Raw genomic sequence first — 19,795 nt, forward strand, 5'->3', positions numbered from 1 at the left:
CACCGCCTTGGCGCGATAATCAAACCTTTTTTTTGCAAATTGCAACTGGAATCGCGCGGGAATGGTGCGGCGCAAACTGTGGCAAAGATGAACGGAACCGAACCGCAGCATTCATACCGGGTTAATAACGGGCTTCCTAAAACGAGGGGAACAAATCCGGATTTGGACGATTTGATCCTGAGTCCGCCCACAAACGCCGGGACGCCCTGCGGGTGTTCCAAAAAGGCTCAACAAGAAGACGAGGAACCCCTATGGGCATGAAATCAAGATTGTTTGCCAGCGCCGCTTTCCCGCTGCTTTCGCTGTCGCTGGCTATGTCGCCGGCCCATGCAGCGACCGCAGCCGGTGGAAGTGGGGTGCGGCCCATTCCGCAGGTGATCAGCGGCAGCTACGAGGTCGCGCAAGATGCGGCGCCTTCCGATGAAGAGCTTCTGAAGAAGAAACGCAAGCGGCCTGCAGAGCAGCCTGCCCAGGAGCAGCAGCCCGAGGCAGAACCCCAGAAGGAGGCGCCGCAGGCCGAACAGGAAGCGCCGCGCCGCAAGCAGCGCAAGGCAGCACCCGAAGCCGAGCAGACTCCGGAAGCCGAGCAGGCTCAGCCGAGCGAGGAGCAGCCCCGACGCAAGAAGCGTCAAGCCGCACCGGAACAGGCCGCGCCCGAGCCACAGCAGGAGCAGGTAGCGCCTGAGGCTGCGCCGGAACAGCAGCCCGCGCAGAATCGCGAGCGGCCGCGCCGCAAGCAGCGCGAGCAGCAGCCTGCACAGCAGGAAACAGCGCCCCAGCAGGGTGAAGCCCAGCCGCAGGCCGATGAGCCGCAACAGCAGACGGAAGAGGCGCAGCCCGAGCAGCAGCGTCCGCGCAAGCGGCAGCAGCAGCAAGCCACCGAAGGTGAGCAGCAGCCCGCGGCAAAACCCGGCCGCAAGCCCGTGAAAGAAGCTCAGCCCGAGCAACAGCCGGCCGAAGACAAGGCAGCCGTTCCGCAGGAATCACCGGCGCCCGAGAAGGCTCCTGTGCCCGCCGAATCGCCGGCACCCAAAAAACCGCCGGTTCCCGCAGAGCCGGGCGAGGCGCAGAAGCCTGCCGAAGGTGGCGAACAGCCGTTGCAACAGCAGGGCAAGCAGGTTCCTGTCCAGCCCGCAGCCCCGACTGGCGAACAGCCGACCGGTGATGCGCAGCCGACAGAACAGGCAATTCCTGCTCCTGAGAAGGTGACGCCGGAAGAACTCGATCGCCGCAAGCAGATCGCCGAGGATCCGAGCAAGAGCAACGAGACCGTTGTCCTGCCGGTCGAGAACGGTGCCGCCGTGCTCGACAGCGACAAGGATGCGGACCGGACTTCCGGGCGGGGCGGACGGCGTGAACGTGATCGCCTGCGCGCTGCAGAGCAGCAGGTCATCGCCGCCCCGAAATCCGATGCCGATGCGCAGCTCGCGCCCGAAGGCCAGCGCCGTCCACCGGTCAAGTTTGAGGCGGTGACGAGCGAAGAGGGCCGCAGGCTTGACCGCAGGCCGGAGTTCATGAGCCCGGAAGGTGCGCGCGTCGAGCGTTACGAGGGTGACGACAACCGTACCATCATAGAGTACAACAACCGGATCGTGGTGCGCAGCGATGACGACCGCCGCTTCCTCAGGGACGGCGAACGGCCGCTTTACGAGCAGCTTTCGCGGGACCGTTACCGCGAGACGATCGAGCGCCCGGAAGGTTATCGCATCGTGACCATCCGCAACCGCTATGGTGATATCATCCAGCGCTCGCGCATCGACAGCGGCGGCCGCGAATATGTTCTCTACTATTCGCCGGAACTCTACGATGATCCGGACCGCGGCTACTTCGAGGATCCGGGCGCTGATTTGCCGCCGATGCGGCTGGGGATCCCGGTCCGCGACTACATCATCGACACAAGCAGCAATCCGGATCGCGATTACTACGAATTCCTGAGCGAGCCGCCCGTGGAACCCGTCGAGCGCGTCTATTCGCTGAACGAGGTGAAGTATTCGGCCCGTATCCGCGACAAGGTCCGTCGTATCGACCTCGATACGATCACTTTCGCGACGGGTAGCGCCGAGATCCCGATGAGCCAGGCCCAGAGCCTGCGCAAGGTTGCGGATGCAATGAACGAGGTGCTTCAAAAGGATCAGAGCGAGACCTTCCTGATCGAAGGACATACCGATGCGGTCGGCTCCGACCAGAGCAATCTCGTCCTTTCGGACCAGCGTGCCGAATCGGTCGCCAACGTGCTCACGGATGTCTATGGCATTCCGCCGGAAAACCTTGCGACGCAGGGTTATGGCGAGCGCTATCTGAAGGTCAATGTGGATGGTCCGGAACAGGAAAACCGCCGCGTGACCATCCGCCGCGTCACGGCTCTGGTGCGCCCGGTCGCGTCGAACCAGTAAGGTCATCAGATCGAGGAGAAAATGCCGTCGCTAGCGCGGCGGCTTTTTCTATTTGCAAGCCGGAGAAAGTCCGATCTTGGCGGCGATGAAATCGGCAATCTTTGTCGTGTCGTCGAGATTGAAGACCGGCAGGTCCGTGTCCGTGATGGGATGGTCCGCGGCGATGGCGCAGATATGCGGATCGGTCGGCGCCAGCAGATCGCGTCTGGCCGCTTCCAGGCGGCGGGCTTCGATCTTCGGGATCGGTTCGCGCTTGTAGCCTTCGATCAGTACCAGGTCGCAGGGAGCAAGGCGTGCGAGGATTTCCTCGAAGGCGGGTTCGGGGGCGCCGCGCAACTCATGCATGATGGCGTAACGGGTGCCGGAGACGATCGTCACCTCATGCGCACCAGCCTGCCGGTGGCGGTAGCTGTCGGCGCCGACCTTGTCGATATCGAAATCGTGGTGGGCGTGCTTGATCGTCGAGATACGGTAGCCGCGGCGGGTGAACTCCTCGACGAGACGCACGGCAAGGCCCGTCTTGCCCGAATTCTTCCAGCCGGCGATTCCGAATATGCGTGGTCCGGTCATGACAGCACCTGCAGCCAGCGCTCGGCTTCCACCAAGTCGTCCGGCGTGTTGATGTTGAAGAAAGGGTCGAGCAGGCTGGCGCGCGTCGGATGCAGCGGGAAGGCAACTTCCGCTACGTTATGCCGCGACAGGAAGTCGCGCACGCGCCGCTTTTCGTCCGTTGCGATCCAGCCGGCGAGTTCGTCCCCCAGTGAAACCGGCCAAAGGCCGAAGACGGGATGAGGGCGGCCTTCGGAGGCGGCGATCGCGATCTTTGCCGGGGAATCGATTACGGCGGCGAAATCTGCGACGAGCTCTGCCGGGAAGAAGGGACTGTCGATCGAAACGGTCACGACATGGCTGACGCCCGGAAGCGTGGCCGCATGCGCCATTGCGGCATGGATGCCGGCCATCGGTCCCGCTTTGCCGGGGACGATATCCGGAATGAAGCGTAGGCCGCATTGCGGCTCGCTGTCGGCATTCACCGCAATTGTAGAGACCTGCGGGGCCAGCCGCGCGATGGCATGATCAAGCAGTGAGCGGCCGCCGAGCATGACGGAGGCTTTGTCCTGCCCCATGCGCGTCGAGCGGCCGCCGGCAAGGATGACGCCGGGGATATTGGTATTCTGCAGGGAAAAATCGGCCATGGTGGTTCTCAGACGGGGCTTCTCGGCTCGGATTCCTGCGCCATCGGCGGCACGCGGCGTTTGGCCTCGCGATAGAAAGTATAAAGGCCGGACGCGATGACAACCGCAGCCCCGCAGAGCGTCCAGAAATCCGGCACCTCGGCGAAGAAGAAGACGCCGAGAAGTGCGGAGAAGACCAGGCTTGTATAGCGGAAGGGCGCGACGAAGGAGACTTCGCCGGTGCGCATTGCGAGGATGACGGATTGATAGCCGATCAGCACCAGGACGGAAGCGAGCAGCAGGTGCGAAAGCGAAGTGAGGCTGACGGGCTGCCAGCCGCCGAGCGCCGGCATGAGGAGTGCGCCGAAGAAGGCGACCGACATCGCGGTGACGACGGTCACCATGAGCGAGGGAATTTCGGGATCGATGGAGCGGGTTGCAAGATCGCGCCCCGCCGTCACCAGCACGCTGGCGACGCAGAGAAGAGCTGCGGGTGTGAAGCCTTCGGGACCGGGACGGATGATGATCATGACGCCGAAAAGGCCCACCAGGATCGCCGACCAGCGCCGCCAGCCGACTGGCTCGCGGAAGAAGAGTGCTGCTCCGAAGGTTACGACGAGCGGCAGGGACTGCAGGATGGCCGAGGCATTGGCGATCGGCATCATGCCCAGCGCCGTGATATAGAAGACCGCGGCGAGAACTTCGCAGATGACGCGCAGGATGATGATCGGCTTCAGCACGATGCGCCAGGAGCGCAGCGCCCCTAGATGGCGGGCGATCAGATAGACGAGAATGCTGGTGAAGACGCCACGGATAAAGATGATTTCCCCAGCGTTCATATAGCTGATGACCGACTTGGAGAGAGCGTCGCTAGAGGAAAAGCCGGCCATGGCCAAGCTCATGAAGATTGCGCCCTGGGTATTGCGAGACCGCGGCATGAAAAGAGATTCCCGATTTTCGTGCCGTCCTTTTAAAGGGGATCGCGCATCAAGGGAATCGAATGAAAGTCACATCCAAAATAAATCGATTGCGCGGTGCACAATAAGCAGCGCGATGCCGAGTTTGGTGGGCGCAAGCGCCGGTTTTGCAAGGAAAATCCTTTCGGTTGCCACGGCCTTTGCCGCCGCATTGTCACGAAAGTTCTTCTGTTCGTCGTTCCGCTGGTCGTCCTGATCGCGGGGGGTCGGCGAACAATCGACCGGCATCCAGGACGTGAGCCGGGCGGTGCCCGACGTCGAACTCGTCACGCAGCAGAACGCGGCGATGGTCGAGGAAAACAATGCCTCGATCCACGCCTGCGCCAGCGCCTCGACATGCTTTCGGACAAGATCGAGCGGTTCCCGACGCGTGAGCCGGAGGGAGAGGCGGCTGGGGACGCGGCCGGGCCGCATGATAAGATCGCCACCGGCAGAATTGGAGCCCGCCCTCGACCGTCCGTGGTTTTTGTTTCTTCAGGGTGCAGGAAACGGGTGGATGCAGCCGCACGGTTTTGCGATCTGATTGCCGAACCTGATCTTCAGCAACAAACGGAGTCCGACATGAACAGCCTGAATGGAAAGATCGCAATCGTCAGCGGCGCCAGCGCCGGTATCGGCCGCGCCGCGGCCAAACTCTTTGCCGCCGAGGGCGCGAAACTCGTCGTCACAGCACGGCGTGAGGCGGAATTGGGGATGCTCGTCGAAGAGATCGAGGCAGACGGCGGAGAGGCGGTTGCCGTTGCAGGCGATATACGCGACGAAGGACTGCATCGATCCCTTGTGGAAACGGCCTCAAGGCGTTTCGGGGGCCTCGACATCGCCTTCAACAATGCGGGCGGCACCGGCGCCTATGGGTCGCTTGCCGATATCTCGCTCGGCGACTGGCGCGATACCGTCGACCTCAACCTGACGAGCGGATTTCTTGCCGCCAAGCATCAGGCGCCGGCGATGACGAAGCGCGGCGGCGGGTCGATCATCTTTACCTCGACCTTCGTCGGCCATACGGTGGGCATGCCCGGCATGGGCGCTTATGCGGCGGCGAAGGCGGGGCTGATGGGGCTCGTGCAGGTGCTGGCGGTTGAATTGGGGCCAAAGAATGTGCGCGTGAACGCGCTGCTTCCGGGTGGCGTCGATACGCAGGCAAATCCGATCAACTTTCCGGACGCAACGCCGCAGACGATCGCCTTCGTCAAAGCTTTGCACGCGCTGAAGCGGGTCGCCCAGCCCGAAGAGATCGCCAAGGTGGCGCTTTTCCTGGGCTCGGATATGGCGAGCTTCGTCACCGGGTCCACAATGCTCGCCGACGGCGGCGTTTCGATCACTCGCACGTAACGTCTGCCTGTCCAAAAATTTGAACAAACCGGGGCTGTTGGCGTTTTCCATTCATGTCCAAGTAAAGAGGAGAAGGAAGATGGATTGGAATCGTGTCGAAGGAAACTGGAAGCAGATGAAGGGTAAGATCAAGGAACAGTGGGGCAAGCTCACTGACGACGATCTCGACCAGATTGCCGGCCGCCGCGAGCAGCTTGAAGGCAAGCTTCAGGAGCGCTATGGCATTGCCAAGGATCGCATCCATCGCGAGGTCGACGACTGGTATGAGCGCCAGACCTGGCATTGAGCATTAGCCCGGCTCTCGCCGGGCTTCCTCCAGAAAAGAAGACTCATCATGCCGGAAGATGTTCCAAATTCCACTGAGCCGCAGCGTGGTCCCGCACCGATACCGGACGCGCCCGATCGCGTTCAGGAAAAGCCGCCGTTAAAACCGGCTCATGACCCCTCAGACGACAAGAATCCCAACGATCCGTCGCCTGTCGATCCGGCTCTGTTGCCGATCGGCGATCCCGCCGGCGCTGCTTGAGGCACTCAAATGGAGGCAGTCACCCGCCGGTGACACTCATGTGGCGGGATACCGCCGGGCGATTGTGGGTTCGGTCAATGATGAAGTCGTGGCCTTTCGGCTTGCGGGTGATCGCTTCATCGATCGCGGCGTAGACCAGGCCGTCGTCGTCCGTGGCGCGCAGTGCAGAGCGGAGGTCGGCGGCATCGTTCTGGCCGAGGCACATATAGAGCGTGCCGGTGCAGGTGAGGCGGACCCGGTTGCAGCTTTCGCAGAAATTATGCGTCATCGGTGTTATGAAGCCGAGACGGCCGGCGGTTTCGGCGACTTCGACATAGCGTGCCGGACCGCCGGTCTTGTAGCCGATATCGGTTAGCGTGAACTGACGCTCGAGATCGGCGCGAAGCTTAGAGAGCGGCAGATACTGGTCGGTTCTGTCCTCGTCGATCTCGCCCATCGGCATGGTTTCGATGACGGTGAGATCCATGCCGCGGCCATGGGCGAAACGCAGCATGTCCGGTATCTCGGCCTGGTTGAAATCCTTGAGCGCGACCGCATTGAGCTTGATCTTCAAGCCGGCTTTCTGCGCCGCGTCGATGCCTTCCATGACTTTGGCGAAATCGCCCCAGCGGGTAATCTTGCGGAACTTGTCGGGGTCGAGCGTATCGAGCGAGACGTTGATGCGGCGCACGCCGCAGTCGTAGAGCTCCTCCGCATGGCGGGCAAGCTGGGAGCCGTTGGTCGTCAGCGTCAGCTCCTCGAGGCCGGAGCCGATCCGCTTTCCGAGCTCGCGGACGAGGAACATGATGTTCTTGCGCACCAGCGGCTCGCCGCCGGTCAGCCTGATCTTGCGCACGCCCTTGGCGATGAAGGCGCAACAGAGCCGGTTCAGCTCTTCCAGCGTCAGAAGGTCCTTCTTCGGCAGGAATGTCATGTTTTCCGCCATGCAGTAGGTGCAGCGGAAATCGCAGCGGTCGGTGACGGAGACGCGCAGATAAGTGACCGCCCGTCCAAAGGGGTCGATCATCGGGGCTGCATCTGCCACTAGCGGCGATGCGCTTGCTATCGTTCCAACGTTGCTGTTCACCAATACCTCCGTCGTCATGGTAATGTGGACAGATGTAGCTGCACCGTCAAGGGAAAGGCGGGGGACGCACGGTAAATTGAGCTTGCCTCGAAATGCTCGATTGCCTACTGCTCTGTGACAATTGGAGGGAGCGATGAGCGATATCTGGCCTATTGAACTGCGTGTCTCGAAGGATCGGCAGCGTTTGACCGTGACCTTCAACGACGGCCAGAGCTTTGACCTTTCGGCCGAAATGTTACGCGTGCTTTCGCCCTCGGCAGAAGTACAGGGCCATGGGCCGGGGCAGAAGTTGACGGTTCCCGGCAAGCGCAACGTGGCGATCATCTCGATGACGCCGACCGGCAATTATGCCGTGCGCATCGGCTTCGACGACATGCACGATACGGGCATCTTCACCTGGATCTATCTGCGCGAGCTCGGCGAGCGTGGGCACGAGCTGTTTGCGCAATACGAGAAGGAACTCGGGGAAAAGGGCATGAGCCGCGACCTCGCGGAAAAGCCGCGCTGAGCGATCAACAGCCATAAAGGGGGGAAAATGGCGGGGACCACAGGTAAAAACTGGTTGCGTTCGAAGGGAAGTCCGGCCGACAGCAAGGTCAGCTATCTCGAGCTCTTCTTCGACCTGGTGTTCGTCTTCTCCATTTCCCAGCTTTCCCACGCGCTGGCGGCCCACTACACGCTGCTCGGCGCAGTCGAAGCGGCGCTGATGACCTTCGCCGTCTGGTGGGTCTGGGTCTTTACCGCCTGGGTAACGAACTGGCTCGATCCGGAAAAGATGCCGGTGCGCGGCATGCTCGTTGCTCTGATGCTGCTCGGATTGGTGCTTTCGGCTTCGATTCCCGAAGCTTTCGGCGACAAGGGACTGCTTTTTGCCGCTGCCTACGTGCTGATGCAGGTCGGACGGTCGTTCTTTGCGCTCTATGCGATGAAGGATGCCGGCCGCTCGAACTATCTGAACTTCATCCGCATCAGTACATGGCTTGCGGTTGCCGGCGTTTTCTGGATCGCCGGCGGTTTTCTGGAGCATGAGGGGCGGTTGATTACATGGATTATCGCGCTCCTCATCGATTATGCAGGTCCGGCCTCAGGTTTCTTCGTGCCGGGGCTGGGTAAGTCGACGGCGGCGGACTGGGATGTCTCGGGCGCCCATATGGCGGAGCGTTGCGCGCTGTTTATCATCATCTGCCTCGGCGAAGCGATCCTCGTTTCCGGCCGCACCTTTTCGGAACTGCCGTTTTCCGGTCTAACGACCGTCGTTTTCGTCACGGGCTTTGTTGGAACCGTCGCGATGTGGTGGCTCTATTTCCGGTTCGGGCATCAGCGGGCCGCACACCGGATCGAGCATGACGAGACGCCGGGCCGCCTTGCGCGGCAGGCTTTCACCTATGCGCATATTCCGATTCTGGCCGGCATCATCGTGCATGCGGTGGCCGTCGAGTTCATGTTCTCGCATCCGCACGACAGCGGCGATGTCGGCGTGATGGCTGCGATCCTCGGTGGTTCGGGACTTTTCCTTGTCGGCAATCTCTGGTTCAAGGGCGCGACGAGCGGGCGAGCGCCGCTTTCGCATATCGCGGGTCTTGTGCTGCTCGTCCTTTTGGCGTTCCTGGCACCGGTGCTCGAAGTCTATGTGATGGGCATTCTGGCGACGCTGGTGCTGATCGTCGTTGCCGCATGGGAATACAGATCGCTTGCCGGCCGGCCGGCGGAGCGCACGCTGCACTGACATCAATCCTCGTCGCGCAGATCCTGCTGCAGCACGCCGATGATGCGTTCCATCGCGCTTGCCATGGCCATGCACTGCTCGATCGGCTCGGGGGACAGCACCCGTTCGATCAGGTCGGTCTGGATCACCATGGCGCGCTCGGTGACGCTGCGGCCCTCGGATGTCAGGTAGAGCCGCAGCACGCGCTTGTCCTTGTCGTCGCCGCGGCGCTCAATCAGGCCGCGTTTTTCCATCTGTGGCAGCAGCATGCTCATATTGGAGCGGCCGACGAGGAGCTTGCGGGCAAGCTCCTGCTGCGAGATGCCCTCGAAGCGATAAAGATTGATCAGAATATCGAGATGCGGGGTCTTGATATCGAGCTCTGCCAGCGAGCGGCCCAAGGATTGCTGCATCAACTGGCAGGCGCGGGCGACGGCGATCCAGCTGCGAAAACGCGGATGATCCCAAGGAAGGGATTGATTTTTGTTCATCGTTGTACTTTATTGTTCAGTGTTGAACATTATTGGATTCCCACTATGCCAAACTTTGCACTGAAGGTCACCCGCCTCGGATTTTCGCTGTTGCAGGCGGTTTCACCGCTTCTTGCGGGCAAGACGGCATTCCGGCTGTTCTGCCTGACGCCGTCCGCAAAGCCAAAGGGCGCAAAGGCGAGGGCGGCGCATGCGGCTGGCCGGGCGTTCCTGCAATCGGCGGAGCGAATCGAGCTTCGCCTTGCGGGTGGGAGGCGGGCGCATGCCTACCGGATCAACGGCGGTGCTGCCGGCAGGCGGCAGCGTTTCCTGGTGACGCACGGCTGGGGATCGAGCATGGAATACATGACCGATCTGATCGGTGCGCTTGCGGCGAGCGGCTCGGAGGTGATCGGCGTCGATTTTCCGGGCCACGGACGGGCAGGCGGACGCTTCCTGCATATGGGGCTTGCCGTACAGACGATCGCCGCAGCCGAGGCGCGGTTTGGGCCATTCGACGCGACAGTCGGCCATTCCTTCGGCGGCGCCGCCCTGATGGTTTCGGCGGCGGGCCTGCTGCCCGAAATCGAAGCGCTGTCGGCCGGAAAGATCGTCACGATCGGCTCGCCGAGCGAGATGAAATGGCTGTTTGCCGGCTTCGGCAGGATGGTCGGCCTCCAAAAGGCGGCTCAGGCGGCGCTTGAGGGTGAGGTGCACCGGCTGACCGGCCGGAGACTGGAGGATTTCGATGCGGGGAAGGCGGCTGCAAGAATGGCGCGCCCGATGCTGGTGATCCACGCGCAAGACGACAAGGAAGTCAGCGCTAATCATGCGCGGCGCTACGCCGCCTCGGGCGGGAGCGTGCGGCTTTTCTGGGCCAACGGCTTCGGTCACCGGCGGATCGTCAGCGCCGAGCCGGTGCTTGCGGAGATCCAGCGGTTCCTTGCCGATGATCCCATCAAGAAAGATGCTGAGATCATTCCGCTTTTTGAGCTTCCGGGCAAACGGGCGTCATTGTAGCGTCAATTCGGTCTTTGGAACGTGGCAGGACGATCATGAAAGTTATCAGGACGGTTGAGGAACTCGGCAAAATCTATGAGGGAGGCCTGACGCAGGCATCCCTTGCCAAGGTGACCAAGGCGCTGACGCCGCTCTACCGCCAGATGATCGAAGCTGCGCCCTTCATGGCGCTGGCGACCGTCGGGCCGGAAGGGCTCGACTGCTCGCCGCGCGGCGACATCGGCGGTGTCGTGCGGGTGATCGACGAAAAGACGCTGCATCTGCCCGACTGGCGCGGCAACAACCGCGTTGATTCGCTTTCAAATATCGTGCGCGATCCGCGCCTTGCGCTCATGTTGCTGGTGCCGGGTTCGAACACGACGATGCGCATCAACGGCCGCGGGGTGGTGTCGAACGACGAGGCGCTGCTCGAAAGTTTCGAGATGAATGGTAAGCATCCGCGCACCATCGTGGTGATCACCATCGACGAGGTCTATTTCCAGTGCGCCCGCGCTCTTATACGAGCGCAGCTTTGGAACCCGGAGAACTTTGCCGATCCGGCAAAGCTGCCGACGCCCGGCCTGATGCTCAAGGCGGCGGCGGAAGATTTCGATCACGAAACCTACGACCGGGAGTGGGCGGGCCGTGCGGCAAAGACGATGTGGTAGGCAGCTGTCACCGAATGGTGATGCTACGACTTGTAGATCAGCCAGCTCTTGCTGAAGTCTTTCTGCATACCATCCTGGTAGAGGGTGCAGCAGTTGCGCCCGGCGTTCTTTGCTCCGTAAAGAGCGATGTCGGTCTTGTAGTAAAGCTCGCCCGGATCATCGGCGTTCGATGCCATGCAGACACCCATGGAGACGGTCACGGGGCCATAATTCACGCGGGTGCGGGAATTCTTGAAGGGGGTCGCCTCGAGCGTGCGGCGGATGCGCTCCGCCATGCTCATCACTTCCTCCGGCGTATTGCCGTCGACGATCAGCGCAAACTCCTCACCGCCGGTGCGGGCGACGAAGATATCGCGGCGGACATTGGCGCGGATGACGGAGGCGACGGTCGCGAGGATCTTGTCGCCGACCGGATGGCCGTAGGTGTCGTTGATCTTTTTGAAATTGTCGATATCGGCAAGTACCAGCGCGGTGAGGGGCTTCAGTGCCGGATTGTCGAAGACGGCGGCGAGGCGATCGTCGAAGGCCCGGCGGTTGGAAAGGCGCGTCAGCGAGTCGGTATTGGCTATGCGCTTGTATTCATCGAGTTCCTTGCGGACCCGGTCCATCTCCTGCGAGCGCTGGGCGACGTTCTCGACAGTCCTTTCGCCATGCGCCATTGTATCGCCGGTCGCCTCGGTCAGAATCGTGATGGCGTTTTCGATGAGTTCGACGCTGGCGGCACTCTTGGAATTGATGCGCTTGTAGGTTTCGCCGAGCAGCTTGTTGTAGCTTTCGAGCGAGGTCTGCTCCTGGCGCAGGACGCGCAGGAGCCCTTCAAGCTCGGCGGCGATGCGCGTGTGAGCGTCATCGAAGACACGGGCGGGCGAATGGGTGAAATGCTGCGCGCCGAGCGCGTCGAGTTCTTGCTGCGTCGCCTGGCTGCCAAGCGCAGCAAGATCGCGCGTCAAGGCGGGGTTGGAGCCGATATAGGCCTCATAGAAGAGCTCGTAATTGCGCGGGATTGGCGCGACCCCCATCGAGCGCATGGCATAGGTGATCTGACCTGCCACGTCGGGAATCTGCGCCTTTGGCGCTGCAGCCGCAGTCATTCGGCATACTCCTCAATGAGATTTCGAAGGCAATCTTCTATTGATTAGCTTAAATTCGTTGGGAAAGGATTAAAGGCATATATACTAAAGATTAGATGTGAGTATTCTGGTTCCTCGACAATGAAATACTAGGCAATTGAAATCAGGCGAGAACCTGAGTCTTCATCATTTTTTGGCGCATTTGCCGCGAAAGACACCCCAAATTATGCAGGCATTTCCGACGACTTTAATCGTCTTCGATTTGTTGACAGTTGGTGTCGAAATTGTGCTCTTTTGTAAACGGTGGACGAGGTGCACATTCCTTCTCAATGGACCTGGAGCGGTCCAACAGAAGGCATGAGATTATGGAAACCTCTCGTCATACGTCCCCGGTCATTCTTGCGGCCGCCATTGTCGCCGGCTCGGCATTGTTGCTGCAGGACCGCGGCTTCTTCGACGGCGCGTTCCGCACCGATATCCTCGCCAGCGTAAGCGCCGAGGAATCGCTGGGCGCTGCCGATTTTCAGGCTTTGAATAGTCGAGCCAGCACCCAGCGGATCGATCCGCGCAAGACCGCGGCGGTTCACTGATGGCACTCAGCCGAGATTGAGCTCCTGGAAGAAGTCGTTGCCTTTGTCGTCGATGACGATGAAGGCCGGGAAATCCACGACCTCGATCTTCCAGACAGCCTCCATGCCGAGTTCTGGATATTCCAGGACGTCGACCTTCTTGATGCAATCCTGCGCCAGGCGGGCGGCCGGACCGCCGATCGAGCCGAGATAGAAGCCGCCGTGCGCCTTGCAGGCTTCGCGCACGGCACGGGAACGGTTACCCTTGGCAAGCATCACCATCGAGCCGCCGAATGACTGGAACTGGTCGACATAGCTGTCCATGCGGCCGGCGGTGGTCGGGCCGAAGGAGCCAGAGGCGTAGCCGGCGGGCGTCTTTGCCGGACCGGCATAATAAACCGGGTGGTTCTTCATGTAGTCGGGCATGCCTTCACCCTTTTCGAGGCGTTCGCGGATTTTCGCATGGGCGAGGTCGCGCGCGACGATGATCGTTCCCGTCAGCGATAGGCGGGTCTTGACCGGATGCCTGGTCAATTCGGCAAGGATGTTGGCCATCGACTGGTTGAGATCGATGCGGACCATCGATTCCGACAGCTTCGTCTTGTCGATCTCCGGCATATACTTCGACGGATCGGTTTCCAGCTGTTCGACGAAAATGCCGTCGCGTGTGATCCTGCCCTTGGCCTGACGATCGGCAGAACAGGAGACGCCGAGGCCGATCGGCAGCGATGCGCCGTGGCGGGGCAGGCGGATGACGCGCACGTCGTGACAGAAATATTTGCCGCCGAACTGGGCGCCGACGCCCATTTGCTGCGTCAGCTCGTGGATTTCCCTTTCCATCTCGACATCGCGGAAGGCGTGGCCGCTCTCGCAGCCTTCCCTCGGCAGGTTGTCGAGGTAGCGTGTCGATGCGAGCTTGACGGTCTTGAGGTTCATTTCGGCCGAGGTGCCGCCGATGACGATCGCCAGATGGTAGGGGGGGCAGGCTGCCGTCCCCAGCGTCAGGATCTTTTCCTCGAGGAAGTCGATCATGCGGTCATGCGTCAGAAGCGAGGGCGTGCCCTGATAGAGGAAGGTCTTGTTGGCCGAACCGCCGCCCTTGGCGACGAAGAGGAAATCGTAGGAATCCGTGCCTTCCTCATAAATGTCGATCTGGGCGGGCAGGTTGTTTTTGGTGTTTTTCTCCTCGAACATCTTGAGAGGCGCGAGCTGCGAATAGCGCAGGTTCTTCTTCTCGTAGGCGTCCATCACGCCCTTTGCGAGTGCTGCGTAATCGCCGCCTTCGGTCCACACCCGGCGGCCTTTCTTGCCCATGATGATCGCAGTACCGGTGTCCTGGCACATGGGGAGGATGCCGCTTGCAGCGATATTGGCGTTCTTCAGAAGGTCGTAGGCGACGAAACGGTCGTTTTCGGTTGCTTCCGGATCGTCGAGGATAGCGGCAAGCTGCTTCAGGTGGCCGGGCCGCAGCAGATGGTTGATGTCGGCAAAGGCAGTTTCGGCAAGCAGGCGCATGCCCTCTGGTTCTACCGTCAGGATCTCTTGTCCCCTGAAGCTGTCGACAGAGACGTGGTCGCTGCTGATCTTGCGGTAAGGGGTGGTGTCCTTGCCGAGCGGGAAGAGATCGTCAGCCATCGATGTGACCTTTCTTGAGAATTGGCATCGCACAGTTTGGAACCGATCTAAATCGGCCGAACGGCAAATGCAATCGTCAAGCAGGCATCGTTGCCCCCATCGCACGACGACCACAGCGGCGTGGTTATTCGGCGTTCATGGATGGTGAATTATACCCGCTTTAAACCGGACTTCAGCGAGCACAGATATCAGTAAGCGGGCCAGGCAGAACGCCGAACAGGCCGAGCAAAGAGATGCAACGATACAAAGATCTCAGCATCATCATTTTTGTCGTCAGCGATGGCTCTCGTCATCGTCAGCAGCGCTGCAAACGGCTTCAGCAAAGGCAGTGGTTATCTGAACGGCGCCTTCCACACGGAAATCCTTGCAATGCCTAATCCTGCCGAGGTTTTCTATGCCGGTTCCTTGAAGGGCCGGAGCTTTCGGCAGCACGTCAGTAGAAACCCGCCCGGCACGCGCAGCCGGGCGAATCTTGTCAGAGGAGATTAGAACGCACGCTGCAGGCGAAACAATCGCAGCATGAAGTCGATGTCTTCAGCGGCTTCGTGATCACGGCTGACGTAGGTGGCGGTCAGCTTCGTCGAAAGGTTGTCGACGATCTGGTGATCGAGCGTAATACCGATCACAAGGCGGTTTCACGAATCGCTCATCAACTTTCGCCGGCTTATTTCGGGCCGATCATCTGCTCGGGGCGGACGATCTCGTCGTACTGTTCGGAGGTGACGAGCCCGCTTGCGAGTGCTTCTTCCTTCAACGTCGTGCCGTTCTTGTGCGCCGTCTTGGCGATCTTGGCGGCGTTGTCGTAGCCGATCGTCGGGGCAAGCGCGGTAACGAGCATCAGGGAACGCTCCAGGCCGGCCTTGATATTGTCTTCGCGGGCCTCGATGCCGACGACGCAATTGTCGGTGAAGGAAATAGCCGCATCGCCGAGAAGCTGGACCGACTGCAGGAAATTATAGGCCATCATCGGGTTATAGACGTTGAGCTCGAAATGACCCTGGCTGCCTGCGAAGGTGAGGGCGGCGTGATTGCCAAAGACGTGGGCGCAGACCTGCGTCAGCGCCTCGCACTGCGTCGGGTTGACCTTGCCCGGCATGATCGACGAGCCCGGTTCGTTCTCCGGCAGCGACAGCTCGCCTAGGCCGGCACGCGGGCCGGAGCCGAGCAGGCGGATGTCGTTGGCGATCTTGAAGAGGGCGGCTGCTGCGGCATTGATGGCGCCGTGGCTGAAAACCATGCTGTCATGCGAGGCAAGCGCCTCGAACTTGTTGGGCGCGGTGACAAACGGCATATCGGTAATCTTCGCGATCTCCTCCGCCACCTTTTCCGCAAAGCCGGCCGGCGCGTTCAGCCCGGTGCCGACGGCGGTGCCGCCCTGCGCCAGTTCGCAAAGGCCGGGAAGCGTCATCTCGATGCGCTTGATGGCCGAGCCTGCCTGTGCCGCATAGCCGGAGAATTCCTGCCCGAGCGTCAGCGGCGTCGCGTCTTGGGTATGCGTGCGGCCGATTTTGATGATGTGGTTGAACTCGACGACCTTCATGTCGAGGGCCGCATGCAGGTGCTTCAGGGCCGGTAACAGGTGGTGGGCGATCTGCTCGGCGCAGGCGATGTGCATGGCCGTCGGGTATGTGTCGTTCGAAGACTGGCTCATGTTGACGTGGTCGTTCGGATGCACCGGCTTCTTGGACCCCATGACGCCGCCGAGCATTTCGATCGCCCGATTGGAGATCACCTCGTTGGCGTTCATGTTCGACTGCGTGCCCGAGCCTGTCTGCCAGACGACGAGCGGGAAATGGTCGTTGAGCTTGCCGTCGATGACCTCTTGAGCGGCGTCGACGATCGCATTGCCGATTACCGGATCGAGCTGGCCGAGTTCCATGTTCACCCTGGCGGCTGCCTGTTTGACGACGCCGAGGGCGCGCACGATCGACAGCGGCTGCTTTTCCCAACCGATCTTGAAATTACCGAGCGAGCGCTGCGCCTGGGCGCCCCAATATCGGTCGCCCGCCACGTCGATCGGGCCAAAGGTATCTGTTTCGGTACGGGTCGAGGTCATAGCCATGCCTTCCTGTCGCATGCGCCGAAGCGCGTTCGTTTCAGGTCGGTCTTATAGGTCCGAACGGACCTCAAGAAAACCGGGCCGGAGACGAAATATGAGAGCGTTATTCATGTTTTAGGGTGTTCTTCGTGGTTTTTAGGACACGCCGGAAACTTTATGCCCGGAGGGCGCGTTTGACCACTGTGGCAATCGCGCGAAATTCGGTAAAAAATTAACTAATAATTTCATAATTTTGTGTGAACTGCTTGCCGGCGGCACGCTTTGACGGCGTCACACAAGTTGTGCCGGTGCTTCTGGCGCTCGGAGCCGGTTTCTGCCAATGGACCGTGAAAGCCAGACTATTTGAATTTTGAAATGGGCTTGGCCCATGCCAAGGACAGCGTGATACTGGGACTGGAAAAAAGCATGACATCGTTTTTCAAGGGTGCGGTCTCCGCACTGGCACTTTCCTGCGGATTTGCGGCGATGGCCGCGCCGGCGCATGCTTATACGCTGATGGACATGATCCGCGGCCACCGCGAGCGGACCCCGATCATCAATCCCGCCAATCCAGGCGAGTTCGGCGAAATGCCGGCGATGCCGCTACCGAAGGTCAGCGGTCCGCGCTACTATACCTACAAGCCGGACGCGATGCGCTACGTCAATATCGCCAAGTTTTCCGAGCCGACGGTGACGGGCGCGATCGCGTCTGCGACCTCTGAAGCGGCCATGGCGCCCGTCGTCGTCGAACGCCAGTTCCTCGCCGAAGCGAAGGTTCGCGCCGACGTAAATGTCGCAAAGGCTCTCGAAACCTATTACGGCAGCTCCCAGAACCCCTTTGTCTGGCTGACCGGTGCAGAGGTCAACGATCGTGCCAAGGCGGCGATGAGTTTCCTTTCTGGTGTCGGTTCCGTCGGCCTCGACCCGGCCGACTACGCCGTCGACCCGCCGGCCGTCGACCCGGCCAATCCGGATCCGGCCGCCCGCGACCGCGCTCTTACGCAGTTCGAGCTGCAGCTTTCCTCGAAGGTGCTCGCCTATGTCCAAGATACGGTGCGCGGACGCATCGATCCGAACAAGATTTCGGGCTACCACGATTTCAGACGCAAGCAGGTCAACCTCGGTCCGGTTCTGAAGCTTGCACGCATGAGCCCGGATATCGGCGCCTATCTTACCAGCCGCACGCCGGATGGCCCGCAATTCGCAGCACTCAAAGAGGAGCTTGCCAAGCTCAAGGCCGAGACGGCTGGCGACGAGCCGATCACGATCTCGCTCGATCGGTTGCTGCGCCCGGGCGACAGCTCGCCGGAAGTCGCCAATATCGTCAAGGCCATCGGCAAGCACGGCTCGGAAGCGCTGAAGGCGCAGCATGCGGCAACGCTCGCCGCCTATAGCGGCGGCTTCGTCTACTCGCCCGAGCTGGTTTCGCTGGTCGAGGATTTCCAGAAGGAACACAATCTGAAGCCGGACGGCGTAATCGGCCAAGCGACCGTCCGCATCATGACCGGCGGCGATAGCAACGCTTCGAAGATCGAGAAGCTCACCGTCGCGATGGAGCAGGCGCGCTGGCTGCCGGAAGATCTCGGCTCGCGCTACGTCTTCATCAACCAGCCGGCCTTTATGGTCTACTACCACAACGACAACAAGGAACAGTTGTCGATGCGCGTCGTGGTCGGCCAGAAGTCCAACCAGACCTATTTCTTCCAGGACGAGATCGAGACCGTCGAGTTCAATCCGTTCTGGGGCGTTCCGCAGTCGATCATCATCAACGAGATGCTGCCGAAGCTGCGCGCCGATCCGAATTATCTCGACCGCCTCGGCTATGAAGTGGCGATCAACGGCCATGCGGTTCCGTCTTCCAGCGTCGATTGGTACGGCTCAACCTCGAATGTCTCCGTGCGCCAACCGCCGAGCGGCGACAATGCCTTGGGCGAATTGAAGATACTGTTCCCAAACAGCCATGCGATCTACATGCATGACACGCCGTCGAAGAGCTTCTTCAAGCGCGACATGCGGGCGCTGAGCCATGGCTGCGTGCGTCTTGCCGATCCGCGCGCGATGGCGGCGGCCGTGCTCAACACGAGCGTCGCCGATGTGGCAAGGCAGATCGCCGCCGGCCAGAACAAGGCGGTCTCGGTTCCACAGAAAGTTCCGGTCTACGTGTCCTACTTCACGGCATGGCCGAACAAGGACGGCGTCGTGGAATATTTCGACGATGTCTATGGGCGAGATGCCTATGTCGAGAAGGCATTCGAGGCGACGACGAAGGCGCGGGACGCCCAGATCTGAGTGTTTTCGATCCGGAATGGATGCGGCGGCGGTCTTCGGGATCGCCGCCATTCGGCAAATGTTGGAGTCGCGTGCCAAATGAGTTTGCCGCGCGCTTGATCGCGAATTTCAGCGAGAAGCAGCCACTGCGTTCGACCGCGAAAAATCGCGGATGACGGTTTCAACGAGTTCGGGCGTCAGTTCGTCATAATGCAGGATGATCCGGTCCGGGCGGAGCGTTTCGACCGGCACGTCGGAATAGCCGAAGGGGACGGCGATCGATGGGATGTTGGCGTTTCTGGCGACGGCGATGTCGTTGAGGCTGTCGCCGATCATAATGCTGCGTGCCAGTGTGCCGCCGGCGCGTTCGATCGTGCCAGTCAGGTGCTGCGCATCGGGTTTGCGGACCGGAAAGGTGTCGCCGCCGGTGATGGCGTCGAAATAACTGGTGAGGTGGAGTTTTCGCAGAAGCGTCAGCGCCAGCGATTCCAGCTTGTTGGTGCAGACGGCGAGCTTGTACCCCTTGATTTTTAGGGTATCCATGGCGGCGATCAGGCCGGGATATGGCTGTGTATGGCCGGGCATCTTATCGGTGTAATGGGCGATGAAGCGTTCCAGCAGCGGCGGCAGCTCGGTCTCCGAAAGCGGGTGGCCGCGCAGCGTGCAGGCGCGCTCAATCATCACCTTGGCGCCGTGGCCTACAAGATGGGTCAGATCGGCATAAGTCACGGGCGCAAGATCGAGCGCGGCGATCGTGAGATTCAGGCTCTCGACGAGATCGGCATGGGTATCGAGCAGCGTGCCGTCGAGATCGAATACGACAAGAGCAGGGGTCAAGGAAATCGCCTCTTCATGAAATCCGGTCTTCCCGGAGTAGGTGATGGGCATTGAAAAAGCAACGCCA

21 protein-coding genes are annotated in these 19,795 nt (G+C 60.9%); 10 read left to right on the forward strand and 11 right to left on the reverse strand.

Going from position 1 to position 19,795, the window contains the following annotated elements:
* Positions 1-251 precede the first annotated feature (251 nt).
* Positions 252-2,393, forward strand: a complete 2,142-nt coding sequence (locus A3C3_RS0113570) for an OmpA family protein (RefSeq protein WP_022715153.1) — start codon at positions 252-254, stop codon at positions 2,391-2,393.
* A gap of 48 nt (positions 2,394-2,441) precedes the next feature.
* Here A3C3_RS0113570 and mobB read toward each other — a convergent pair whose 3' ends face one another.
* The 4 genes from mobB to A3C3_RS46075 all read right to left on the reverse strand — a co-directional run bounded on the left by mobB (position 2,442) and on the right by A3C3_RS46075 (position 4,959).
* Positions 2,442-2,963, reverse strand: a complete 522-nt coding sequence (mobB, locus tag A3C3_RS0113575) for a molybdopterin-guanine dinucleotide biosynthesis protein B (RefSeq protein WP_022715154.1) — start codon at positions 2,961-2,963, stop codon at positions 2,442-2,444.
* Complete coding sequence (mobA, locus tag A3C3_RS0113580) at positions 2,960-3,589, reverse strand: molybdenum cofactor guanylyltransferase MobA (RefSeq protein WP_022715155.1); 630 nt, start codon at positions 3,587-3,589, stop codon at positions 2,960-2,962. Before mobA ends, mobB begins: the two co-directional genes overlap by 4 nt.
* 8 nt (positions 3,590-3,597) lie before the next feature.
* Positions 3,598-4,506 carry a DMT family transporter gene (locus A3C3_RS0113585; protein ID WP_022715156.1) on the reverse strand — a complete coding sequence of 303 codons (909 nt, stop codon included), beginning with the start codon at positions 4,504-4,506 and terminating at the stop codon, positions 3,598-3,600.
* A gap of 69 nt (positions 4,507-4,575) precedes the next feature.
* Positions 4,576-4,959 (reverse strand): hypothetical protein, encoded by a 384-nt coding sequence (locus A3C3_RS46075; protein WP_022715157.1) that lies wholly within the window; start codon positions 4,957-4,959, stop codon positions 4,576-4,578.
* Between the two features lie 147 nt (positions 4,960-5,106).
* Between A3C3_RS46075 and A3C3_RS0113595 the strand changes: the two genes are divergently transcribed.
* The 3 genes from A3C3_RS0113595 to A3C3_RS0113605 all read left to right on the forward strand — a co-directional run bounded on the left by A3C3_RS0113595 (position 5,107) and on the right by A3C3_RS0113605 (position 6,403).
* Positions 5,107-5,877: an SDR family oxidoreductase gene (locus A3C3_RS0113595; RefSeq protein WP_028739623.1), complete on the forward strand. Its 771-nt coding sequence runs from the start codon at positions 5,107-5,109 to the stop codon at positions 5,875-5,877.
* A gap of 79 nt (positions 5,878-5,956) precedes the next feature.
* Entirely contained in the window at positions 5,957-6,163 is a 207-nt protein-coding gene (locus A3C3_RS0113600) for a CsbD family protein (RefSeq protein ID WP_022715159.1), read from the forward strand.
* Between the two features lie 48 nt (positions 6,164-6,211).
* Positions 6,212-6,403: a hypothetical protein gene (locus tag A3C3_RS0113605; protein WP_022715160.1), complete on the forward strand. Its 192-nt coding sequence runs from the start codon at positions 6,212-6,214 to the stop codon at positions 6,401-6,403.
* 19 nt (positions 6,404-6,422) lie between these two features.
* Here A3C3_RS0113605 and moaA read toward each other — a convergent pair whose 3' ends face one another.
* The gene (gene moaA / locus A3C3_RS0113610) at positions 6,423-7,487 is read right to left on the reverse strand and encodes a GTP 3',8-cyclase MoaA (protein ID WP_022715161.1); all 1,065 of its coding nucleotides are present in this window, start codon (positions 7,485-7,487) and stop codon (positions 6,423-6,425) included.
* 115 nt (positions 7,488-7,602) lie between these two features.
* Between moaA and A3C3_RS0113615 the strand changes: the two genes are divergently transcribed.
* Entirely contained in the window at positions 7,603-7,977 is a 375-nt protein-coding gene (locus A3C3_RS0113615; protein ID WP_022715162.1) for a gamma-butyrobetaine hydroxylase family protein, read from the forward strand.
* A 27-nt stretch (positions 7,978-8,004) separates the two neighbouring features.
* Positions 8,005-9,195 (forward strand): low temperature requirement protein A, encoded by a 1,191-nt coding sequence (locus A3C3_RS0113620; protein ID WP_022715163.1) that lies wholly within the window; start codon positions 8,005-8,007, stop codon positions 9,193-9,195.
* A 2-nt stretch (positions 9,196-9,197) separates the two neighbouring features.
* Here A3C3_RS0113620 and A3C3_RS0113625 read toward each other — a convergent pair whose 3' ends face one another.
* Positions 9,198-9,665 carry a MarR family winged helix-turn-helix transcriptional regulator gene (locus tag A3C3_RS0113625; RefSeq protein ID WP_022715164.1) on the reverse strand — a complete coding sequence of 156 codons (468 nt, stop codon included), beginning with the start codon at positions 9,663-9,665 and terminating at the stop codon, positions 9,198-9,200.
* 45 nt (positions 9,666-9,710) lie between these two features.
* On the opposite strand from A3C3_RS0113625, the gene A3C3_RS0113630 reads away from it, so the two are divergent.
* Together A3C3_RS0113630 and A3C3_RS0113635 are read left to right on the forward strand one after the other, a co-directional pair.
* Positions 9,711-10,664 carry an alpha/beta hydrolase gene (locus tag A3C3_RS0113630; RefSeq protein ID WP_022715165.1) on the forward strand — a complete coding sequence of 318 codons (954 nt, stop codon included), beginning with the start codon at positions 9,711-9,713 and terminating at the stop codon, positions 10,662-10,664.
* Between the two features lie 35 nt (positions 10,665-10,699).
* Positions 10,700-11,311 (forward strand): pyridoxamine 5'-phosphate oxidase family protein, encoded by a 612-nt coding sequence (locus A3C3_RS0113635; RefSeq protein ID WP_022715166.1) that lies wholly within the window; start codon positions 10,700-10,702, stop codon positions 11,309-11,311.
* Between the two features lie 23 nt (positions 11,312-11,334).
* Here A3C3_RS0113635 and A3C3_RS0113640 read toward each other — a convergent pair whose 3' ends face one another.
* Positions 11,335-12,402: a GGDEF domain-containing protein gene (locus A3C3_RS0113640; RefSeq protein ID WP_022715167.1), complete on the reverse strand. Its 1,068-nt coding sequence runs from the start codon at positions 12,400-12,402 to the stop codon at positions 11,335-11,337.
* A gap of 344 nt (positions 12,403-12,746) precedes the next feature.
* Between A3C3_RS0113640 and A3C3_RS0113645 the strand changes: the two genes are divergently transcribed.
* Entirely contained in the window at positions 12,747-12,971 is a 225-nt protein-coding gene (locus A3C3_RS0113645) for a hypothetical protein (protein ID WP_022715168.1), read from the forward strand.
* A gap of 6 nt (positions 12,972-12,977) precedes the next feature.
* Here A3C3_RS0113645 and A3C3_RS0113650 read toward each other — a convergent pair whose 3' ends face one another.
* From A3C3_RS0113650 to fumC, 3 genes are all read right to left on the reverse strand, one after another.
* Entirely contained in the window at positions 12,978-14,585 is a 1,608-nt protein-coding gene (locus tag A3C3_RS0113650; RefSeq protein WP_022715169.1) for a fumarate hydratase, read from the reverse strand.
* Positions 14,586-15,070: 485 nt separating this feature from the next.
* Complete coding sequence (locus tag A3C3_RS45235) at positions 15,071-15,211, reverse strand: hypothetical protein (protein ID WP_022715171.1); 141 nt, start codon at positions 15,209-15,211, stop codon at positions 15,071-15,073.
* Between the two features lie 38 nt (positions 15,212-15,249).
* A complete protein-coding gene (gene fumC / locus A3C3_RS0113665; protein ID WP_022715172.1) occupies positions 15,250-16,641 on the reverse strand; it encodes a class II fumarate hydratase in 1,392 nt (463 codons plus the stop codon).
* Between the two features lie 408 nt (positions 16,642-17,049).
* Between fumC and A3C3_RS0113670 the strand changes: the two genes are divergently transcribed.
* Complete coding sequence (locus A3C3_RS0113670) at positions 17,050-18,912, forward strand: L,D-transpeptidase family protein (RefSeq protein ID WP_028739626.1); 1,863 nt, start codon at positions 17,050-17,052, stop codon at positions 18,910-18,912.
* 108 nt (positions 18,913-19,020) lie between these two features.
* On the opposite strand, the gene A3C3_RS0113675 is transcribed toward A3C3_RS0113670, so the two are convergent.
* Positions 19,021-19,779, reverse strand: coding sequence for an HAD family hydrolase (locus A3C3_RS0113675; protein WP_051154466.1), 759 nt, complete (start codon positions 19,777-19,779; stop codon positions 19,021-19,023).
* Positions 19,780-19,795 lie beyond the last annotated feature (16 nt).

Source organism: Rhizobium mongolense USDA 1844 (genome assembly GCF_000419765.1).
Lineage (GTDB): Bacteria > Pseudomonadota > Alphaproteobacteria > Rhizobiales > Rhizobiaceae > Rhizobium > Rhizobium mongolense.